Annotated in this window: 22 protein-coding genes; 2 read left to right on the forward strand and 20 right to left on the reverse strand. The window is 66.1% G+C overall.

Features of this window, described 5'->3' with window-relative positions:
• Nucleotides 1–91: 91 nt before the first annotated feature.
• From OA2633_RS00915 to OA2633_RS00935, 5 genes are all read right to left on the reverse strand, one after another.
• Nucleotides 92–1,171, reverse strand: coding sequence for a major capsid protein (locus OA2633_RS00915; protein ID WP_009800585.1), 1,080 nt, complete (start codon nt 1,169–1,171; stop codon nt 92–94).
• A 112-nt stretch (nt 1,172–1,283) separates the two neighbouring features.
• Nucleotides 1,284–1,970 (reverse strand): head decoration protein, encoded by a 687-nt coding sequence (locus OA2633_RS00920; protein WP_009800586.1) that lies wholly within the window; start codon nt 1,968–1,970, stop codon nt 1,284–1,286.
• An 81-nt stretch (nt 1,971–2,051) separates the two neighbouring features.
• Entirely contained in the window at nt 2,052–3,716 is a 1,665-nt protein-coding gene (locus OA2633_RS00925) for a S49 family peptidase (RefSeq protein ID WP_009800587.1), read from the reverse strand.
• Between the two features lie 200 nt (nt 3,717–3,916).
• The gene (locus tag OA2633_RS00930) at nt 3,917–5,614 is read right to left on the reverse strand and encodes a phage portal protein (RefSeq protein WP_009800588.1); all 1,698 of its coding nucleotides are present in this window, start codon (nt 5,612–5,614) and stop codon (nt 3,917–3,919) included.
• A gap of 2 nt (nt 5,615–5,616) precedes the next feature.
• The gene (locus OA2633_RS00935) at nt 5,617–5,847 is read right to left on the reverse strand and encodes a hypothetical protein (RefSeq protein WP_009800589.1); all 231 of its coding nucleotides are present in this window, start codon (nt 5,845–5,847) and stop codon (nt 5,617–5,619) included.
• A gap of 34 nt (nt 5,848–5,881) precedes the next feature.
• Between OA2633_RS00935 and OA2633_RS00940 the strand changes: the two genes are divergently transcribed.
• Nucleotides 5,882–6,622 carry a hypothetical protein gene (locus OA2633_RS00940; protein WP_040612333.1) on the forward strand — a complete coding sequence of 247 codons (741 nt, stop codon included), beginning with the start codon at nt 5,882–5,884 and terminating at the stop codon, nt 6,620–6,622.
• Here OA2633_RS00940 and OA2633_RS00945 read toward each other — a convergent pair.
• From OA2633_RS00945 to OA2633_RS01015, 15 genes are all read right to left on the reverse strand, one after another.
• Nucleotides 6,588–8,741 carry a terminase gpA endonuclease subunit gene (locus tag OA2633_RS00945; protein WP_009800591.1) on the reverse strand — a complete coding sequence of 718 codons (2,154 nt, stop codon included), beginning with the start codon at nt 8,739–8,741 and terminating at the stop codon, nt 6,588–6,590. The genes OA2633_RS00940 and OA2633_RS00945 overlap by 35 nt on opposite strands.
• The gene (locus tag OA2633_RS00950) at nt 8,734–9,510 is read right to left on the reverse strand and encodes a hypothetical protein (protein WP_009800592.1); all 777 of its coding nucleotides are present in this window, start codon (nt 9,508–9,510) and stop codon (nt 8,734–8,736) included. Before OA2633_RS00950 ends, OA2633_RS00945 begins: the two co-directional genes overlap by 8 nt.
• Nucleotides 9,511–9,525: 15 nt before the next feature.
• A complete protein-coding gene (locus tag OA2633_RS15070; RefSeq protein ID WP_009800593.1) occupies nt 9,526–10,419 on the reverse strand; it encodes a ParB/Srx family N-terminal domain-containing protein in 894 nt (297 codons plus the stop codon).
• Nucleotides 10,420–10,638: 219 nt separating this feature from the next.
• Entirely contained in the window at nt 10,639–11,454 is an 816-nt protein-coding gene (locus tag OA2633_RS00960; protein WP_009800594.1) for a hypothetical protein, read from the reverse strand.
• A complete protein-coding gene (locus OA2633_RS00965) occupies nt 11,451–12,599 on the reverse strand; it encodes a helix-turn-helix domain-containing protein (RefSeq protein WP_009800595.1) in 1,149 nt (382 codons plus the stop codon). The genes OA2633_RS00960 and OA2633_RS00965 overlap by 4 nt, the downstream gene beginning before the upstream one ends.
• Nucleotides 12,596–13,126, reverse strand: coding sequence for a DNA N-6-adenine-methyltransferase (locus OA2633_RS00970; protein ID WP_009800596.1), 531 nt, complete (start codon nt 13,124–13,126; stop codon nt 12,596–12,598). Before OA2633_RS00970 ends, OA2633_RS00965 begins: the two co-directional genes overlap by 4 nt.
• Nucleotides 13,123–13,329, reverse strand: coding sequence for a hypothetical protein (locus OA2633_RS00975; protein WP_009800597.1), 207 nt, complete (start codon nt 13,327–13,329; stop codon nt 13,123–13,125). The genes OA2633_RS00970 and OA2633_RS00975 overlap by 4 nt, the downstream gene beginning before the upstream one ends.
• Nucleotides 13,326–13,697 carry a hypothetical protein gene (locus tag OA2633_RS00980; RefSeq protein WP_009800598.1) on the reverse strand — a complete coding sequence of 124 codons (372 nt, stop codon included), beginning with the start codon at nt 13,695–13,697 and terminating at the stop codon, nt 13,326–13,328. Before OA2633_RS00980 ends, OA2633_RS00975 begins: the two co-directional genes overlap by 4 nt.
• Nucleotides 13,690–14,448, reverse strand: a complete 759-nt coding sequence (locus OA2633_RS00985; RefSeq protein WP_009800599.1) for a hypothetical protein — start codon at nt 14,446–14,448, stop codon at nt 13,690–13,692. Before OA2633_RS00985 ends, OA2633_RS00980 begins: the two co-directional genes overlap by 8 nt.
• Complete coding sequence (locus OA2633_RS00990; RefSeq protein WP_009800600.1) at nt 14,435–15,160, reverse strand: helix-turn-helix domain-containing protein; 726 nt, start codon at nt 15,158–15,160, stop codon at nt 14,435–14,437. Before OA2633_RS00990 ends, OA2633_RS00985 begins: the two co-directional genes overlap by 14 nt.
• Nucleotides 15,153–15,542 carry a helix-turn-helix domain-containing protein gene (locus tag OA2633_RS00995; protein WP_009800601.1) on the reverse strand — a complete coding sequence of 130 codons (390 nt, stop codon included), beginning with the start codon at nt 15,540–15,542 and terminating at the stop codon, nt 15,153–15,155. Before OA2633_RS00995 ends, OA2633_RS00990 begins: the two co-directional genes overlap by 8 nt.
• Nucleotides 15,535–16,353 carry a DUF6551 family protein gene (locus tag OA2633_RS16335; RefSeq protein WP_040612335.1) on the reverse strand — a complete coding sequence of 273 codons (819 nt, stop codon included), beginning with the start codon at nt 16,351–16,353 and terminating at the stop codon, nt 15,535–15,537. Before OA2633_RS16335 ends, OA2633_RS00995 begins: the two co-directional genes overlap by 8 nt.
• Before the next feature lie 103 nt (nt 16,354–16,456).
• Nucleotides 16,457–16,750 (reverse strand): DUF4031 domain-containing protein, encoded by a 294-nt coding sequence (locus tag OA2633_RS01005; protein ID WP_009800604.1) that lies wholly within the window; start codon nt 16,748–16,750, stop codon nt 16,457–16,459.
• Nucleotides 16,750–17,250 (reverse strand): hypothetical protein, encoded by a 501-nt coding sequence (locus OA2633_RS01010; protein WP_009800605.1) that lies wholly within the window; start codon nt 17,248–17,250, stop codon nt 16,750–16,752. The genes OA2633_RS01005 and OA2633_RS01010 overlap by 1 nt, the downstream gene beginning before the upstream one ends.
• Complete coding sequence (locus OA2633_RS01015; protein ID WP_009800606.1) at nt 17,247–17,654, reverse strand: hypothetical protein; 408 nt, start codon at nt 17,652–17,654, stop codon at nt 17,247–17,249. Before OA2633_RS01015 ends, OA2633_RS01010 begins: the two co-directional genes overlap by 4 nt.
• Nucleotides 17,655–17,752: 98 nt before the next feature.
• Between OA2633_RS01015 and OA2633_RS01020 the strand changes: the two genes are divergently transcribed.
• Complete coding sequence (locus tag OA2633_RS01020) at nt 17,753–18,112, forward strand: helix-turn-helix transcriptional regulator (protein WP_009800607.1); 360 nt, start codon at nt 17,753–17,755, stop codon at nt 18,110–18,112.
• The last annotated feature ends 96 nt before the right edge of the window (nt 18,113–18,208 follow it).

An 18,208-nucleotide genomic window follows, 5' to 3' on the forward strand; every position in this document is an offset into this window, starting at 1 on the left:
CGAGGACCGCAGGCCCGGACGGGCCGAGGAACGGGAAAAGGCGATCAGCCCCCGGGCAAACCCGGGAGCTGATCAGGCTGGGGAGGAGCGGTTAGCCCGGATCGGCGGAGGCGCTGACCTTGACCAGGACCTTGGGCTGTTTGCAGAGCGGCAGGAAGTTGGATTCCGACCACAGCTCCACGCCCTTGCCGTGCTTCATCAATTCGGCGGACATGAAGATCGGCAGGGCGAAGCGACCCGCATCATCGCCCAGATCCATGTCGATGATCGACGGCAGATCATTGAGCTCGGACAGAGTGTCCGCCGGAGCCGCAAAGGTGGCGAAGGTTTCGGTCGTGCCCACGGGGTAGGCATGACCCTCGCCCGCTGCAATGAAGCGTTCGATGCCGCCCCTGACCGGCGCCGAACCCCGGTTCTCGATATAGGTGACCGTGCCGAACGGGTTGAACATCCGGCCCGTCTGACCCGCATCACGATAGCGCGGCAAATCACGCAGCTCACGCTTGTCCTGCGCTTCATAAAGCTTCGCCACCTTCGGGTGCTCGGCCAGACTGCCGAAAAATTCAGGTGACACCTGAACCTCAACACCGTCCAGCATTTCGCCCAGAAGATTGTCTTCGATATAGCCGCGCAGCGCTTCATCCGCGCCGCGGATATCGGCGTTCTCATTCGAAAGATCGAAATAGACAGTGTGGGGGCTGACGCCGAAATCGGTGAAGAGGTTCGACAGGGTCGTGCCGTCACCATCCTTGATGATGCCCTTGAGCGCCTGAACCCGCAGATACTCCGCCGTGATGGCGTGCTTGCGCGCAATCGTGCGCTGTTTCTTCGCCAGTTCCATGGGCAGGTTGGCTCGCACCTCCTTGCCCTCGACCACAATCGTGCGGTCCTGAAGATCACTGGCGAGGATCTGATCTTCCACCGGGAAGTGCGGCACCTTGAAGATCTTCAGGTTTTGCTTGCCGGTGTCGGACTTCTGACCCGGCGCGCCGCGCTCTTTGGCGCCCAGCACCTGCAGAACGCCATTGTCCTCGGTGACCTGCACGAAGGTGGAGTCAATCGGCTCCAGCGGGAAAATGTTGAGCGCTGAAACCAGACCGCCGCGTTTGGGGTGCTTGCGCACCTCCATGGTCATGGAGCGGGCGGAAAACGGGAAGTTGAACTTAGTCATAGGGGGCTCCCTGACGGCGTCGCGCTGCGGCGCCGTATCCATGTGAAGACAGCGCCGCAGCGGCGCCGTGAGGGATTGAAAGAGATCAGGGCAGCGCGCCGCCCTGTTCAGATCAGACCGCGTCCACGACCTTGATCTGGCGAGCCAGCAGGGCCGCATCGATGGCGGCTTTCTGGGCATCGGTCGCGCCTGAGGGGTAGATCAGATGCTTGCGAACCACGATGGCCAGACCGTTCTCCAGCACCAGCCCGGTCGCATCCGCGCCATCGGGCACGGTCAGATCGACCAGGGCGATGCCCGCCACGGTCTGGGCGCCATCGACCGCGCTGAGATCGAGCGGGGCATACTTGCCCGCGCCAGTTTCGGACACGGTGATCGAGAAGCCGTCGCCAACCACGAAATCGGTCGCACCATCGGCGATGGCGAAGGCGATCTGGCCATTGTCATAGGGCGTGCCCGTAACCGCATCCGCCAGACGATTGCCAGACGGATCGAACACCGCGAAGGTGGCGGTGTTGGAGCCCGCCGAGATCGCCTCGACACTGTAAACGCCCGGCTGGGCCTTGGCGCCCAGGGCGACGCCAGAGATCGCGCCATCGCCGGTATTGCCGCCATCCGCCGCAGCAGCGATGGACAGGGCGCCCGACAGGCCAAGGATCAGCCCCAAGGCGATGGACACCGCCGCGCCGGACCCTTGCTTGAACAGGCCAGACGTGCGGGTGAAGGACTGATGGGATTCATATTTGACCACATCAGAGGGGGCTTTCGGCTCAGCCCCGGTAGACACCATGAGAGACATTGTTCCCTCTTCCTTTCGTGATGGTGGGTGCGAGGGCCTTTATGGCCGCCCCCGCGAGGGCCGAGCAGGCGAAACCGCCCGCTAGTTCCGGAAGGCTGACAGGCTTTTGTGCGCCTGAGACAGCAGCGCATCAGCGCCCGACGCTTTCGGCGTGGATGAGGCCCCCGACCCCGGCTTCGCCGCTTTCGGCGTGAAGGCGCTGGCGGATTTGCGGAAGTTGCTCTCGCCCTTGGGCGAGGTCTTCAGCATGTCGAGGGCTTCGGCAGGGGTGAGCTTGCCGCCCGCCACCTTGACCGCGAGCTTGCCGGCCAGGGCTTCGCGGCCCTTGGCCTCGGCTGAATTGAGGATCTTGTCGGCGCGGGCTTCCGCATCGTCATCCTCGCCATCTTCGGCGTCGGCGGCGTCTTCATCTTCGCCTTCGGCGTTGGCGGCGTCATCGTCCTCGCCATCAGCGGCTTCGGCGTCGTCTTCGCCCTCGCCTTCGCTGTTGGCGGCGTCATCGTCTTCACCGTCCGCCGCTTCGGCGTCGTCTTCGGTTTCGGCGCTGGCGGCGATCATCTTGCGGATGTCGTCGAGTTCGGCCTGGGCGTTGGCGTCGCCGCCCGAGGCCTTGGCTGCGAGCGCGGCCATCTTCGCTTTGAGGGACATGGGGGTCTCCAACTGACCAGCCGGGGGAACAGAGCGGGCCGATGCGGCCTCATCGCAGGACGCCGCGCGGCTGGCCGCGGCGCTGACGGAAACGGGATTGGGCGGATTGACCGCAGCGGGCGTGCCCGCCAGCGATTGCGCGACCGCGAAGGCCGCTTCCTCGGTCATCACCGCGTCGATCAGATCGACGGCCAGCGGGTCCAATTCCGCCGGCGGCGGCGGATCGCCCGCCGTGAAGGTGCGCGCCTCCCATCCGCGAGACTCGCGGACAGCCTCAAGATCGAGACCGCGACCGAGGGCGAGCTCGACATAGAAGCGGTCGGCCAGATGATCGACCTCGGCCTGGTAGATCGCGGATTCTTCGTCGGTCGGCGCGCGCAGGGGCGATCCCATATCCTTCAGGCGACCGGATTTGTAGACGTGATATCGCTCGCCCCATTTCTCGAGCGCGCCTTCAAAGTCGAAAAAGCCGATGCGGACGCCGACCGAACCGACCATGGCGCCATCACTGGCGAACAAACCGTCGCACTGGGCGGCGAGCTTCATCCCCGCCGAAGCGCATAGCTCATCCGCATGACCGACCAGCGGCTTGCCGCCATTGGACTGGTTCAGGTTGCGCAAGGCTTGCGCCGCCTCGGCGCAGCCGGCCACATAGCCGCCGGGCGTATCAAAGCGAAGCAGGATGGCGTCCACGCGCTCATCCTCATTGGCGGCGCGAACCGCCGCGACATAATCGCGATAGCCCGGCCAGTAGCAGCCTGACCACACCCCCTCGAAACCGCGCGACATCAGAACGCCCTCGATCTCGATCAGGGCGACGTTATCGATCAGGGTGAATCCGGACCGGGTGCGCTCGCCGCCCTCAGCCCATTCGGGGATCTCCGGCGCCCAGTCATCACGCTCCGCTTGCGGGCGGACGGCGTCGGTCAGGGCTTCGAGCATGTCCGCCGACCCCTGCGCCAGACGCGAGATCAGGCCGGGCTCGACTTCTGCGCGGCGGGCGTGCGGAGCGAAGTCCGGGTGCAGAAAGGCCGTGTCATGGCCGGACGCCAGCGCAAGGCGCTGCGGCCCGCTCGGCAAGCGGAGAGATCGGGGCATTTTTTCTGGACTCCTTCGGCCCGTCCGGGCCTGCAGGTTCCGCGCATCAGCGCGGGCGGGCGTTCGCCCTTGCGGGCCGCTGCGCAGCCCGATGTGAGTGATCGCCCCTCGGCGGGCGAAGTCCGCCGCAAGCGCGACCGCGCGCCCGCAGCGAAGCGAGGACCGCAGGCCGAGGAACTAAAATCCCCGAGGAGCTAAAACTACTTCCGCGGCGTCTCTTCCTCATCCCGGCCCGAGGCCGAAGCGGCCATGGTTCCGATATCGCCCAGCTGGAGCCCGGCGCGCTGGATGGCGCGATTGTCCCGGGCGGAGCGGGCGACCACTTCGTCGAAGTTCTGGCCGCGACGGGCGGCGATGTCGGACGGAGCGGCGGAGAGATTCTCGACTTCCATGCGGTCGCCCGTCGCCTCTTTCACCGGATCCACATATTCCCGGCCCGGGCCGATATCCTGCCCCGAGATATAGGCGGCAGGGGCGTCCCAGATGGACGGGGCGCCGGGCGGGACCGCCAGCTCGCCCCTGTCATAGGCCTCTTGCAGGACGGCGAGGCGCAGGGGTCGCACCGCATGCAGACGAAGGACCGTGCGCTCGCGCTTGATGGCGCGGAAGGCGTCATTGATCTCGGTGCGGGCCGAGCTGAAGGTGGTGCGCGAGAAATCCCGCGTCGCCATGGAATAGCCCAGACCCAGCGGCATGCCCGCCTGCAGCGCCAGGAAGGACATGGCGTCCACCCATTCATTGGCCGAGCGGGTTTCGGAGTTCCATTCAAGCTTGTCGCCCGGATAGGGCTGAATGACGCGCGAGCCCGCCACGGTGCCGACGCCATATTCCTCGTAATAGCCGACACGGTTGGCCAGAACCTCGCTGGCGTTTTCTGCGCCGAGAACTTCAATCAACGCCTCGGGGTCGGATATGGCGCTGGTGTATTGCGCCACCACCAGCGCATTGATGATGCGGGCGCGGCGTTCGGCCTCGCCCATATCGCGGAAGGCGGCATAGGCCCCGAGCGCTGCGACAAAGTCGGAAATGCCGCGCGACTGACCGGCCCGGCGCTGTTTGAAGACATGCAGGACGCAGGGTCGGGTGTCGGTTTCAAAGCCCGGCGTGCGGACCGGATACCAGCGGCCGGCGAACCGGCCCATGACCCCGGCGAGGCCGATATCATGGGGGTGCGCATCGAGGATGTGATAGGCGATGGGACGGCCCCGATCATCGCGGGCAATGCCCGCGCGGACATCCGCCGCCAGCGCCGTGTAGGTTTCGCCCTGCCCCTCGATGACGATCTCGCCGCCCGCGCCATCGGGCCAGCCCGCAGGCTGGGCCAGGCGGTCGGGATCGATCACCTGAAGCCGGGTTCCAAAGGTTTCGGATTCGGCGTCAAACAGGATCAGCGCCACGGCCTCGCCCTCGGCCGCGATATAGTTGCGGGCCAGCAGATCGAGCTGCAGATCCCAGGGCAGTCGCTCTTCCCAGTCATTGCGGGCGAGCGGATCAGACGCCCAGCGCCGCCACGCCTTTTCAATCGAGCGGGCGAGCGCCTCGTATTCCTCGGAGGCGGGATCCAGACCGAACACATCGGCATCGGGGGCGGACTGGAACTGCCAGCCCTCGCCCACCAGAAGGGACAGCTTTTGCTCCACCCCCGAAGCGGCGAGCGGTTCATTGCGGATGACATCGCGGATCCGGGCGACAGCGGTGAGCCGGTCGCCCAGCCAGTCGGCATCGCTGGAGCCGTGCGAGGTGAAGGAACCCGCAAACTGGGTATCGAACGGATCGCCCGCCGCATGGGCGCGGCGCGGCATGCGATTGACCATCAGGCTGTCGGCTTTGGGCGCCGGGCGCGAGGACGCATCGGCGCGGCGCTTGCGCACGCGCTGGCGGGCGATGGCGTTGGACATGATCAGACCCCCACAGGACGGTTGGGACCGCGACGGCCCTGGGCGCGGGCGAGCTCGCGCTCGAGCAGGCTGATCTGGTTGCGGATCGATTGTTCCAGATCCTTGCCAGAACCACGACTGATCTCGCGGTCGCCATGCTTGAGACGGTCGGCGCGGGCCGGGTCCAGCACCTCATCCAGCCGGGCACGGTATTTCTGGAGATCAGCCTCGATCTCTGCGACTGTTCGCGCCATAGGCGATTCTCCTTTGCAGGATGGGGCGGGCGAGATGGACGAGAATGGCGATGCGCCGGAGCATAAGTGGGTGCGGTGGCGGAAGCAGCTGCAAAGCCATGACCGAAGAACATTTATGCTCGGCGGCTGGCTGACCCTCATTGGCATTCTTCTTATTTCAGCCGGTTGGTTCACCGGCATTGTGGCCCCGAACCCTATTTCTGCTTTTCTGGACAAGCTGGGTTGGGCCGCGTTTCAGCTGGGCGCAGCTGTGATACTCGTTAACTTCTTATTAGCGAGAGCGCGGGCTGAAGCCTTCAAGCCCCTGATCACAGAGGCACAGTTTGAGCTGAAGCAACTGACGGCTACCGCCCTCAACCCGATCTTCCTCAAAGGCCCACTTCAAAGCCTCGGAAGGGGCGAACCCATGGACGTTCGCAAGCTGGACCAGCGATTGAGGGACCGAAGAGAACTCATCCGCTCTCATAGACGAGATACGATCCTTCGCACCGGAGTTGCGGTCCAGCATGATCAGGTGACGCTGGATATGGCGAGCGCCATTCTCGACGCCATCAATGCGGAAGACGATGCAGCACGCTACCTGATCAGCGCGGCTCACCAGCCAGTCTACCTCAAGAGCCTGCCAGTGAAACTCGAGACACTTCAGCAGGCGTATAAAAAGCTGAATACGTTTGAGCACTTTGCAATGCAAAGCGAGGTTCAGTCGGTAATCGACGCCATCCCAGCCGCGATCGACCGACTTAACCAGAATTCAGCCGCCCCAGACGCGCCATGACGGTGTCGCGCTTGGCGGCGCCGCCGGAGGTTTCTGCCTTCGGCGCGGGCGCGCTGACGGGGCGGTCGAACAGGTCATCCTGATTTCCGCGCGCGGCGTCGATCAGGGCCTCGACATCGGCCCGGCGATCTTCCCATTGCTGATCAGACCAGGAGCCGCGCCGCCCCCGGCGCGCGCCGATATATTCGAGCAGGCAGACCGATTGCACATCGGTGTCGAACCAGTGGTTATCGCCGCGCGCCACCCAGATCTGGCGCACAAATCCGGTGGATTTTGAGCGTTCTTCCTTGAGGTATTCAGAGGTGAGCTGCTGGAACAGCGCCTCTTCCGCCTCGCCCGGAAAGAAACAGAAGCCCGGCGGCGGGCCCGCCTCGCCGATCTTGTCGAGGGTGCGGGCGTAGCGGGTGACGAGGATCTGTTTCGCGGGCCAGGTGCCGGTGTGCCAGACCTTGAGCCCGTACTTTTTCTTCTTGCCGGTCTTGCCGACCTCTTTCTGTTCGGTGCGGGCGATCAGCGGCTTGGTCCAGCCCGGATCGCCCACCAGCACCTTGGCGCCCAGATGGTGATTGCGGGTGACCCATTTATGCACCGCATCGGTGTTATAGCGGCCATCGACGCCGATGCCGTCGAACCGGATATGAGCGCCGCCGGGCAGAGGCGCGCCACGCTGGGCGACCACATCGAGCTTGGGCCAGGCGCCCTTGAAGGCCTCCGCCGTTTCACCGGCCAGAAAGCCCCAGTCGAGATACCAGCCGCGCTCGTCCGCGTCGTATCCCTTGATCAGGTAGTAGAGGCCGTCGCGCTGCACATCGACCGTCAGAGTGAAGACCAGAGGGCCCCAGGCGCCCTCGCCCCTGGAGAACTCGGTCGTGCGGCGGGCGTAGAGCTTCTCCCAGTCCGGGGTGAGGGTTTCGACCTCATACGGACGGCCCAGATCGAGATTGATGAAGACCATCTCGGCCTTGGGATCGCCCTTCGCGTCGGCCTGTTTCTGGGCCAACATCTCCCATGTGAGGAAGGGGTTCATCTCGCCGGTGATCCAGAAGCCCGGACGCATGGCGTAAACGCCGAGATCGCGGGTGAGCCAGCGCTCCGCCTCGGCCTCTGTCTCGATCACGCGGGGCGGTTTGACGCCGTCAATCTCGCGGGTGTGAATCCAGATCCCGCGCGCATTCATGGCGCGCTTGTCAGCGTGGCTATGCTCGCACCCGCAGGCCGGGCAGTCATAGCGGACATTCCAGGGCGGGCCGTCCTCGGCGATCTCCATATCCTCGATCCGCAGATCGAAGCGCGCCTCGCAATGGACGCAGCCCATATACCAGCGGCCCCTTGAGCTGGCCTCGTATTTGGCGGTGATCACGCAGCCGCGCAGGATCAGCGGTGTGGAGATATCGAATTTCTTTGCCCGGCCCAGCGCGTAATTCAGATCGACCCGCTTGTCGGAGATGGCGATGGGATGACCCTCGCCGCCGGCGTCTTCCTCCCAACCCGAGATGTCATCGCGGATCAGGAATCGGACCGTGTGCTGGCGAAGGGTGTTAGGGCTTTCGGCCCCGGCCAGCATCAGATAGGAGCCGTTCATGAAGCGGATCTTGAGCCCGGTCGATCCGCCCTCGGTCCGGGCCGACCGTGGCAGGACCGAGCCGATAATGCCCTGCTCCGCATCCCCGCCCAGCGCCGGACTCGCCTCGATGATGGGCCAGAACTTGTTCTCCGCCCATTGCTTGGCCTGCCCCAGCGTCGGCTGGATCATCATGGCGGGCGCGCGCATATTGGACAGGACGCCCGCAAGGAACAGGTCGGCGGTGACCGTGCCGCCCGACTGGGCGCACTTGATCATCACCACGTCCTGACACGGATCCTCGGGGCTCAACCGCGCCAGCGGCTCGACCAGGAACGGCGCAGTCGTATGACGATACGGACCGGGTTTGGGCGAGCCTTCCGGAAAGCGGATATGAGCCTCGGCCCAGCTGCCCGGATCAAAGGGCGGCGGAGGCGCAAGGGCATCAAGCGCCGCTGCCTCAACCGCCAGGGCGTTCATTGTGAACACATAGGCCGGATCGGACGCGAAAGCGGGATCCGGCGTGAACTCAGACTGAGGCGATGACCCGTCAGGCATGAGCGGCGACACGCTCGGCGGCGCGTTCCTCAGCGGCGATGCGAGCCTCGCGGGCGGCTTCGGCGAGTTCTGTTCGCGCCTCGGCAATATACTGGTTCAGAACCTGATTGACGCCCGCCATGATCGCCTTGCGTGCCCGGCCCGGATCATCCGGATTCGCCTCTTCCGCAACCAGACCGGCGAGCTGCACCAGGGAGTCCCGCAGAGCGCCCATGCGCGCCGTCTCCCGGAAGCGGACTTCAGACACCGGAACGAGCTGGCCGAGCTTTTCCTTAACGGCGAGCTTTTTCAGCTGGAGGTCATGAAGCACCATCTGCGCCTTGGCGGCGCTGACGGTGTCCTGCACCCGGTCGCGCTTGCTGGGCTGCGCCTCTTCAGACGGGGTGTCATCCGCCGCCCCGGACGAGTGGGGCTGGTCTAACAGGGCGGCGGATGACTCTGACGTCGCGTCCGGGACAGAGACGGCGGCGACGGCAGGCTGGTCAGCGCCGGGCGCAGGGGCCAGGCGCTTTAACGGGTTCTGGTGATCGGCGCGGGCGCGATCGGATGCGGCCGCATCGATGAGCTCTTTCCCCTCGCGGGTCGGGTCGGGCGCGAAGACCAAGAGCCCGTCCTTTTTCCATTTGCTGGCGGCGGCGCGGGTGAACGGTTCGCCCGAATCCGGATTGGTCCGCGCGGCGGCATAGGCTGCGCCGCTCTTGAAATAGGCCGGGGAGCCGTCCGCCAGCTTTGCATTCGGATCGATCGGCAGCGCAGGGGAGTCAGTCACGGGGGTGCGGCCTCCCTAGTTCTCCGCCGACGCGCCCTCCCCGGCGGCGTGCGGCTGGTGGGTGTTTCGGTCTTCGAGAACCTTGCTGACGGACGCGCCGTCAGACTTGCGCCGGGACTTGAGGTCGAAGATCTCGAGACCTTTACGGATCATCATGTCAGCGGCGTACAGCTCGGCGGGGCTCGCGAACGCTTCAAGCGTCAGCTCGAGGCCTTCGCCGATGCGCCAGGTCTCGCCCGGGCTGCAGATCTGAGCCGAGACGGCGGGCTTGGCCGGTTCCGGCTGGGTCTCGGTGGGTGCAGTGACCTCAGCGGCGGCGGCAACGCCAGACTGCGCCGGCGGGGTTTCGGGTTCCGTGGACGCGGGATCGGTCGGCTCGGTCTTATCGGCGGGCGGTTTGGGGCTTGGCGCTTTCGGACTGGCTTCACGCTTGGGCGCGGGCGGCGCAGGCGGCGCGGGTTCCGGCTCCAGCGGGGGCAGGATGGCGTCCAGGTCATCAAGACCGAAGCCGATGGCGTCGAGATCCATGTCGTCGAACTCGGAGAGGCTGTTCAGTTCGGCGCGCAGAGCGTCAGCGTCATACTCGGCCAACTCGCCCAGCCGGTTGTCCGCCAGCATGAAGCGGCGCGCGCCCGCCTCATCGAGGTGATTGCAGTCGATCCCCGGGATCTCGGTCAGACCTGCGAGCTTGGCCGCTTCAAGCCGCCCCTCGCCAGCGATCACGAAGGTGTCGCGCCAGACCGCGATCGGTGCGTTGAACCCGTCGCGCTTGATCTCATCAGCCAACAGGCGGAGCTGGCGTTCAGGGTGTTTCTTGACGTTGCGAGGATGCGGACGGAGGTCCGCGACGGAATACATGCGCAGGCGCGAGCCCGCTTCGGCGTCAACTACGCCCGAAACGTCAACCATCTCAAAACCTTGTGTGGCTGGTGAAGTCCCGCGCTCAGACGCCCCGTATACGTCGAAAGGGCTCAAGAGGACCCGCGAGGGCGGGCCGAGGACAAGAGTTTTCAAGGGGTTAGCGGTGGCCAGACATGCCGACGCCCGGCGCGGTGGTCCGCCCGGGCGTCTGTGTCGGCGCAACTTCGCCTCATGACTGAAACGTATATCTCCCGAACCTTCGGAACGTCAATAGCCGAGTTGACGCGCGACCGTTGACAGGGCGTCCGTCAACAGCAGGAAGCGGGCGCCCTGGAGCTGTTCACGCCCGGAAACATTGAGGATTTTGACCAGCGAGTAGTTCTGCAGCGGCTGATCTTTTTCCAGCACGAACACCAACAGCTCGAGCTTGGTCCTGCCGTGCGTCCCGTCCCGCGCCACCACATCGCGAAGGCGCTGAAGCCGCTTCGCCGCCTCCGCCGCGCGGATCAGGCCCAGCTCGGCGTCGCCGCCACCCCCGCCATCGACCTTGACGCGCGAGGGATCGACCGCCGCCGCGCCATACCGGCTCTCCATCCAGAGATCATGCCAGGCGCACGCCGCCGCCAGCTGCTTGCGGTTCAGCACAGCAGGGTTCCGCCCCCGGCCCAGCCCCAGCTCCGCGATCTGCTTGGTCGGCGCAAGGGCGCGCAGGTGCTTGCCATCGGTGACCAGCCCGCGCGCGATCGCCGAGAACACGTCCAGCTCCGCCGTCTGGGTCCGGCGCGACAAGTCCGCCTTCACCTGATGGAACAGGCGCTCGCGGTCCCGCCGCGCCAGGAACTCATCCGCATCCACCTGATCGCGGATCCGCGCCCGGTCCTCGGGCTTCAGCCGCTCCACCCAGTCGGGCAGAGGCTCGGCCTTCATCGCGGCCTGCCGTGCCGAGACCTGCTCCGCCTTGCGCTGCGCCGCCCGGGCGTTCTCGGCCTTGCGCTGCGCCCGCGCTTCCCGGGCCGCAGCCTCGCGTTCCTTCAGCGCCTTGCGAGCCTTGTCACTCGCCATCATCCGGCCCTGTCCGCTCATGCCCGCGCCTCCCGCTGTTGTCCTGTCGCCGTCTCGGTCAGGGCATCGGCCCCGACCCGTTCATATTCGCTGCGCCATGCACCCCGATCCTGCAGGCGAGCCTTGGCCCGCTCCCAGTACGCAGGGGCGACCAGCGCCGTGTCCCGAAAGCCGAAATGGATCATCGCCCCGGTGAAGGTCGACCGGAATGCACCCAGATCTTCAGCGACCAAGTACAGCCCCCTCACCCCGGCCCCGTTCAGCGGATGCCGCACCACCCGGAAGCGGAACCCGCCCTCGGGCGTCAACCAGGGGGCCGCATGCCGGTTGCTGCGTCCCATACCGCCCAGCATGGCGTCCAGAAACGCGCCCTCGGCGCAGTCGTGATCGTACTCGGGCAGGTCGGGCTCTGGTCCCGGCTCACGCTCAGTCAGACGATCCGCCGGACCCGACTTGAACTGACGCAGGCGGCTCTTGCCGCGACCCTTGCCCGATCCGCCCTCTCGCCGAGTCTTCGACCGGCTGGGCTTGCCGCCAGCGGCTGCGGGTTTCGGCTCGACCGCGTCGGTCCGGTCGCCGCCATCCGGCGGCGAAGCGACCGGAACCGGCGCTTTTTGTGTATTTTTTTCGTTAGAAAGAATCGTTCCTGCTGTCGTCGCAGCGACGACAGGGGGTGTCGTCCCTGGGGCGACAGGGCCTTGTCGCCCACCGGCGACAGGGGGGGTGTCGCCCACGGGCGACAGGGTCTCGCCCTCATCGCCCGCATCTTCGGCGGGATCTTGATCCCCGTCCTCAGCCTCAGCGGCCTGATCGCCCCGGCGCAAGGCCTTGAACTCCGCCAGCGACTGATCCGGCGCTTCACCCGGCTCCCGCTCATCGCCCGGATCCAGATGCACGCGATAGGCCGCAGGCTTGTCCGACCGCTCGGCGCGCCGCACCTCGACCCAGCCCAGCCATTCCAGCACGGTCAGGGCCTCATTCACCTTCTGACGCCCGAATCCGCACCGCGCCGCCAGACGCGACTGACGCGTCGGCGTCGTCCATCCCCGGCGATCCGTGAACGTGCCCAGGGCGCACAGAACGCGATAATCGCTATCGCGCATATGCCCGGCGATCACATCCTCGATCGCCCCGGCGGGCGTCACTGACAGGCGTGGCCCGTTCATGCCGCACCTCCGACCATGGGAAGTGGCATCTGCTCGCGAATATAAGCGAGGCCATAGCCGACCCGGTCTGCGCGCTTCAGAGCGGCGGATGCCCGCGCCCCCGCAGAGAACAGCACAACCCCAGATCCGGGCGACTTCCCTATGCTTCCGTCAGGGCGCAAGAATTTGGTCTTCCCCCGTGGGAAGAACACAGCATCAGCCAAGGGCGCAACTTCATGGAACCAGCTGGACGAGGTCCGGGCCGCGACCAGCGCCAGCCCATGCCCATGCCCATGCTGAAAGAACCGGCGCAGCCATGGCAACTGCCCATTGCGCCCCCCGAAGGGCGGGTTCATCCAGACGAACCCATCCCACGGGGCGGTCAGTCCATTGTCAGACTTCAGGAGGGCTCGGTCAGCCGGCACAAAGCACCGATCCAGCCCCGGCGACGCGACGTCCAGATCGAACCTCTCACCAAGCGCATCAAACAAATCGGGCGGCGTGTACCACTCATCGCTTTGACCAACGCAGCGTTCATGCTCACTCATGCCTGCGCCTCCCCGATGAACTTCACCGGGCCGCGCGGATCGATGCCGCGACGGCGCAGACGCGCGTCCTGATCGCTCACACAGGGCAGCACATACTGCGCCCAGCACTCGCCCAGTCGATTACGGACAATCTCGATCTCCGCCACGCACGGCGCTTCGACCTGCATGTGGCAGGCGGGCGGAGGGATCAGGGCCTGGATCATGTGGCGCTGCCCCCATGCCAGTCCGGGATCCAGCCGCGGGCCTCGAACAGCAGCGTCACGGCCTTGCGGGCCTGATCCGGGTTCGTGAAACTCACCCCCAGCCCGCCGGCCATCACCCAGTCGAGCGGCCCGCCCACAAAGCCGCAGGCGTGCAGGTCCGGCCCCGGACACACATATTTGCGGGCCTCGGTCGCGCGCAGGGCCTTCACGCCCCCGCCGCTACATCCGCAACACGGACAAGCGGTTAGGTCCGGCTCATCCATGCCCAGATCCCGCGCCTGCGCCTTTACCGCGATGAACAGCGCGTCAAAACTCACATAGCGCTGCTCCAGTCGGGGCTGCGCCGTCATCATCGCCGCGTCACGCATGCGCCCCTCCCGCATTTCCCAGCCCCGCCAGCGTCGCCGCCTGGGCGGGCGACAGGCGGTGCTCGCCCAGCGGGTCCAGCTCCCGCGCCAGCGAATGCGGGCATCGCACCCCGCCGCCGACCAGCCGCAGGGCGCGATCGCGCAGCACCTCCAGCCGCCGGGCATGGATCGCGCCGTCCGGGATCGGCGGGCCGCTCGCCTCGGCGCGGCGAGTCTGGTCATATTTCATGATCGCGTCATGCTTGGGCGCGATGCGCTTGACCATGGCCAGCACCTCCGCCGCAGACGTCTCGTGCAAGCGGCAAATCGTATCCAGCTTGCGCGTCTCGCGCGGATGGCACACATCCAGCGCCGCCCGGGCGGCGGGCGTATCGGGCAAGGGATCGCCCACCGGGCCGAGGCGCAGGGACAGCGCCCGCTTGATCAGAAGCTCACGCCGCCACAACAGCGCCAGCCCGACCGACCGCAGGGTCGCGCCCGGCTCCGCCCACAGCATTCGCAGTTGTGTTTCCTCGGCGTTCGTCATGCGCGCGGTCCCGCCCTTGCCCTGCCCCCGACGGAAGATCTCCAGAACGGCTGACAGTGGCGCGGCGGCGCCCACGGGCGTGATGAAATGATTGCTGCAGAACATCTCGCAGGCGGCGCGTGTGCCCCCAAAGAGCCGCGCAATCTCGTTGGCGGACGCGCCTTCAGAAACCCGCAAATGGTACAGACGCCGCACCTTCTCTTCGGACCAATCAAAGCGGGCCATCGCGCCCCTCCGTCTCTGCGGCGGGCGCATCCTGCTTTCGCAGGGCATCCAGTCGGGTGCGGCCCGCCTCGGTGATGGTGTGAATTTGCGCCCGGTCGCGCCGGGTCATCTCGACCAGCCCTTGCGCGATCAGGTCGCTCCGGACCATGCCGTAAAGGCGCGACCAGTTGGCCAGTCTGCGCAGGTCTTCACTTTGCAAGGGCCCGTCTTCCAGTGCCTCGAGCAAACGCCGGTACAGGACGGATGCCCGAACGCGTTGAGCGGGCGCGTCAGCTCCGTCGGCGGGATCGGCGTACCGCGCCGGTCCGCCATCAAGCGCCGCCAGAACGAACCGCCGCTCCTCCGGTGCGAAATACCAGCCCCGACCGTGCTGGTTGTGAATGCTCAGCCCGAAACAGGCCAGCTTCCGCCGGATCGATGTCAGATGAACATCAAGGGCTTTGCTCGAAGGCGTTTCATCGCCCGGCCATAGCGAATACGCCTTCCGGCGCGTCAACCGCTCATGCGCCGCCAGCATGCGGCACAGATAGGCTTCGGTCGCCGTCAGCGCCCATTCATCCGGACCGCGCCGCGCATGGTTATGCGCCGCCGCCGCCTCAGCCTCGAAATACGCCAGCTTCTCCAAAGCCTCATCGAGCGCGCGCTGCAGGCGGTCATACTCCGACCGCTGCACAAAGCCGCGCGGGGCATGGGCCAGGGCGGCATCAGACATGCGCCGCCTCCATCGCGTTCAGGCGATCCTTCGACTGCGCCGTCAGGGCGTACCCACGCCCCCATTCGGTATCGATTGCGATCTCGAAGGGCTTGAGCTTCTTCCGCAGCTTGCAGACCAGCACATCGACGATCTTCATCTCAGGCCCGCCGTCGATGCGATCGCCATAAAGCTCAAAATGGATCTGGTCTTTGGTCAGGGCGCCGCGAGCTTTCAGCGCTGCAAGTATGGCCTCTTCATTCGGCGTCAGGCCGAGCTCGACAGGGGCGCGCCACTCCGGGTTCATCCATTCCGCACGCAACCGCGCCAGCTGCTCTCGCAGGGCCGTGTTTTCCACTTCGAGCGCTTCGATCCGCGCCGCGCAAAGGGGGTCATCACACATCTGACGCCCTCCGCCACAGGTCCATGGCCAAGGCTGCATACGCAGGGATTTTCCGGGCTCTCGCATTGGCCCGGGCGTCGCTTTCCAGTTCGATCTGGGAGCTGGCGAGGAGGGCCGCCGCGTACGCGTCATCCTTCACATCGCCCGCGTACTCACGGGACCAGAGGCACAATGCGAGCGCCCGGACCAGCATGGTCGTGATCGGCGCCCGTCGCGCTGTCACCGCGATGCCGGCCAGACGGGCGAGACCGACCGGGCCTTTCGCCTTGGCCACATCACGCATCGCCCCGACCGCGACGGTATCGCCAATCTCATACCGACCTTGCGGCGGCGGCCGCATCAGCATGCGCGCCCCGGCGCGCTCCAACCCGTCAGCAACTGCAACCGCAACTGGATCACCCGCCACCAGAGCGGCGCGAAACACGCTCAACGGGGTCATCGCGACCCGGTCACGGTTCAGCGAAACAAACGCATCCGCCTTTTCAGCCTGCGTCCGATCACTCACGACCAGAACTGGGATCTCGGTGACTCCCCCATGACTGGCCGCAGCCGTCGCCAGATGCTGACCATCCAGCAATTCGACCCGGCCATCTTCATGGCGCACACCAACGGCGGGTCTGGCCCGCGCCCAGTCGAAACCGGCCACGATCTGCCGGATCAGGGTGACCGAGCGCTCGGACAGATCGCGCTGATAGGCGCGATCCACATACAGCTGATCAAGCCGCATCCAGCACAGTTCAGGACGCTCCCCCAGGTCAGACTTGGCGACCCCGGGAACGCTCAAGGCGCGTATGGGGTGAAGCTCACTCATGACAGCACCACCCAGACCAGAACGAGGCCAAGCGTCAGCGCTGTCACACAGCGCCAGCCGCGCGCCGTCAGCGGGATCAGGGGGCGAGAAGGGCGGCGGTTCATCAATACCTCCCGCGCGGCGTTTTCAGGGCTTCGCGCAGGGCCATGCGGCGGGCGATCGTCACGATCGTCCGCGTATTGACCTCTTGCGCGTCCAGCTCCTCCACCGCGCGACGGCGGCGGGACAGGCTGATGTCGTAATGGTTGAAACGGCTGGCGGGCGGGCCCTGATACCAGTCGCGACGCAGGCCCAGCCGGTCCGCCGCCGCGTGCAATTCCTCAAGGCTGTCCGCCGTCATATGGCACATCTTCATGCGCCCCAGCGGGTGACGGGGATCATCCACATAGAGCGCCATCACCGCCCGTCCCCCGGCTCGAGCAAACCCTGTGCGATCGCGCGCACCTGGGCGGCGGCCTCCACCGCCTCATCCAGACTGTCGATCAAGCCGGGCAGGTCATCGCCCGCATCCAGCCGCCCATTGTCTTCAAGCGCCTCGCCCGCCTTGCCGATGGCCTCGCCCAGCTCCTTGAACAGGGCCGCGAGCGCTTGCGAGCCTTCCGCCGCCGGGTCGATCGCGGGCAACGGGATCACCGTGCAATGCAGCAACGCCGCCATGGCGCGCAGATGCACCGGCTCATCGAGAAAGCGGTCAAACTCGACGGCCCGGTCAATCGGCAGGCAATGATCCGCCGCCCCGGCCTGATGACCGCTCAGACACCGGCTCAGCGTCCCGGCGTCATAACCGGACACGTCGGCGAACTCTTTCCGGGTCGCGCCGTGGCGCTTGAGCGCCAGCTTTGCGGCACGCCGCAGCGTACTCCGCTCCGCAGCGGTGGTGATGCGGTCCGCGCTCATCTCGCGCCCCTTTGCTGTCCGGCTTGATCGTCAATTTCAGGGGCGAGAATTGAATCGCGCGCCGTCGCGGTTCCCGCGACTTTGGGGCCATGACATGCACACGCCCCCTCACCCGAGCCGATATCGCCCGCCTCGCCCGGCGCCTCGGCCTGCGCCCCGATCCCATCCGCGACCGGGCCGTCGCCCGCCGACTCCGCGTCGAGCGCGTCGAGCGCGGTTTCGACCTTCAACAGATTGTCGATCAGGCGGGGGCGGTATCCGGGCCGCGCCATCTCGCGCAGCGTGGATTCAGAGACCCCCGACAGGGAGACCAGCCGCGACCGTTTTCCGGTCTGGCTGGCGGCGCGAAGTCGCGTAAACGTCGCTTCGACGAGGGTCTCTAGATGGGGATGGGCTTGGGTCATGGCCGCGAGTATTCGCGAGTTCTCGCGAATGTGTCAAGCCGAGACACGCGACTCCCCGCGAGCGCAATTCCCGAAAAGCCGTGATAGCCCTTACAGTCATGATCACTGAGGTTGAAGAACAGCGAGAGGCGCTCAAGCGCTTCATGGACGCCCGGGGCCTGAACCCGCACGCTTGGGCGAAGGCGGCCAAAGTCCCCGATTCAACCTTGCGCTCTTACCTTCGCGGCCAGACCAACAGCCTGAAAAGCCATGTCGAGCGCAAGCTCGCCGATGCCGCCGGCGTCAGCGTCGATGCAATGTACGGTCGCGACTATGGCGCGCCTCTTGCGAGACATCAGGTCTGGGTCAAGGGGTATCTGGGCGCGGGCAACGCGATCCAGCTATTTGAAGCGATGGGCGAAAACGAAGGTTTCTATGAAGTGTCGCGCCCGCCGGGCGTGCATGGCGATGTCAGCTGATCGCCATGGAGATCCGTGGCGGCTCCATGCCGCCCTGGCGCGATGGCGATGTGGTCTATTGCGAGCAGCGCGATCATGTGGACGTCCAGGCCATAC

Source organism: Oceanicaulis sp. HTCC2633 (assembly GCF_000152745.1).
GTDB lineage: Bacteria > Pseudomonadota > Alphaproteobacteria > Caulobacterales > Maricaulaceae > Oceanicaulis.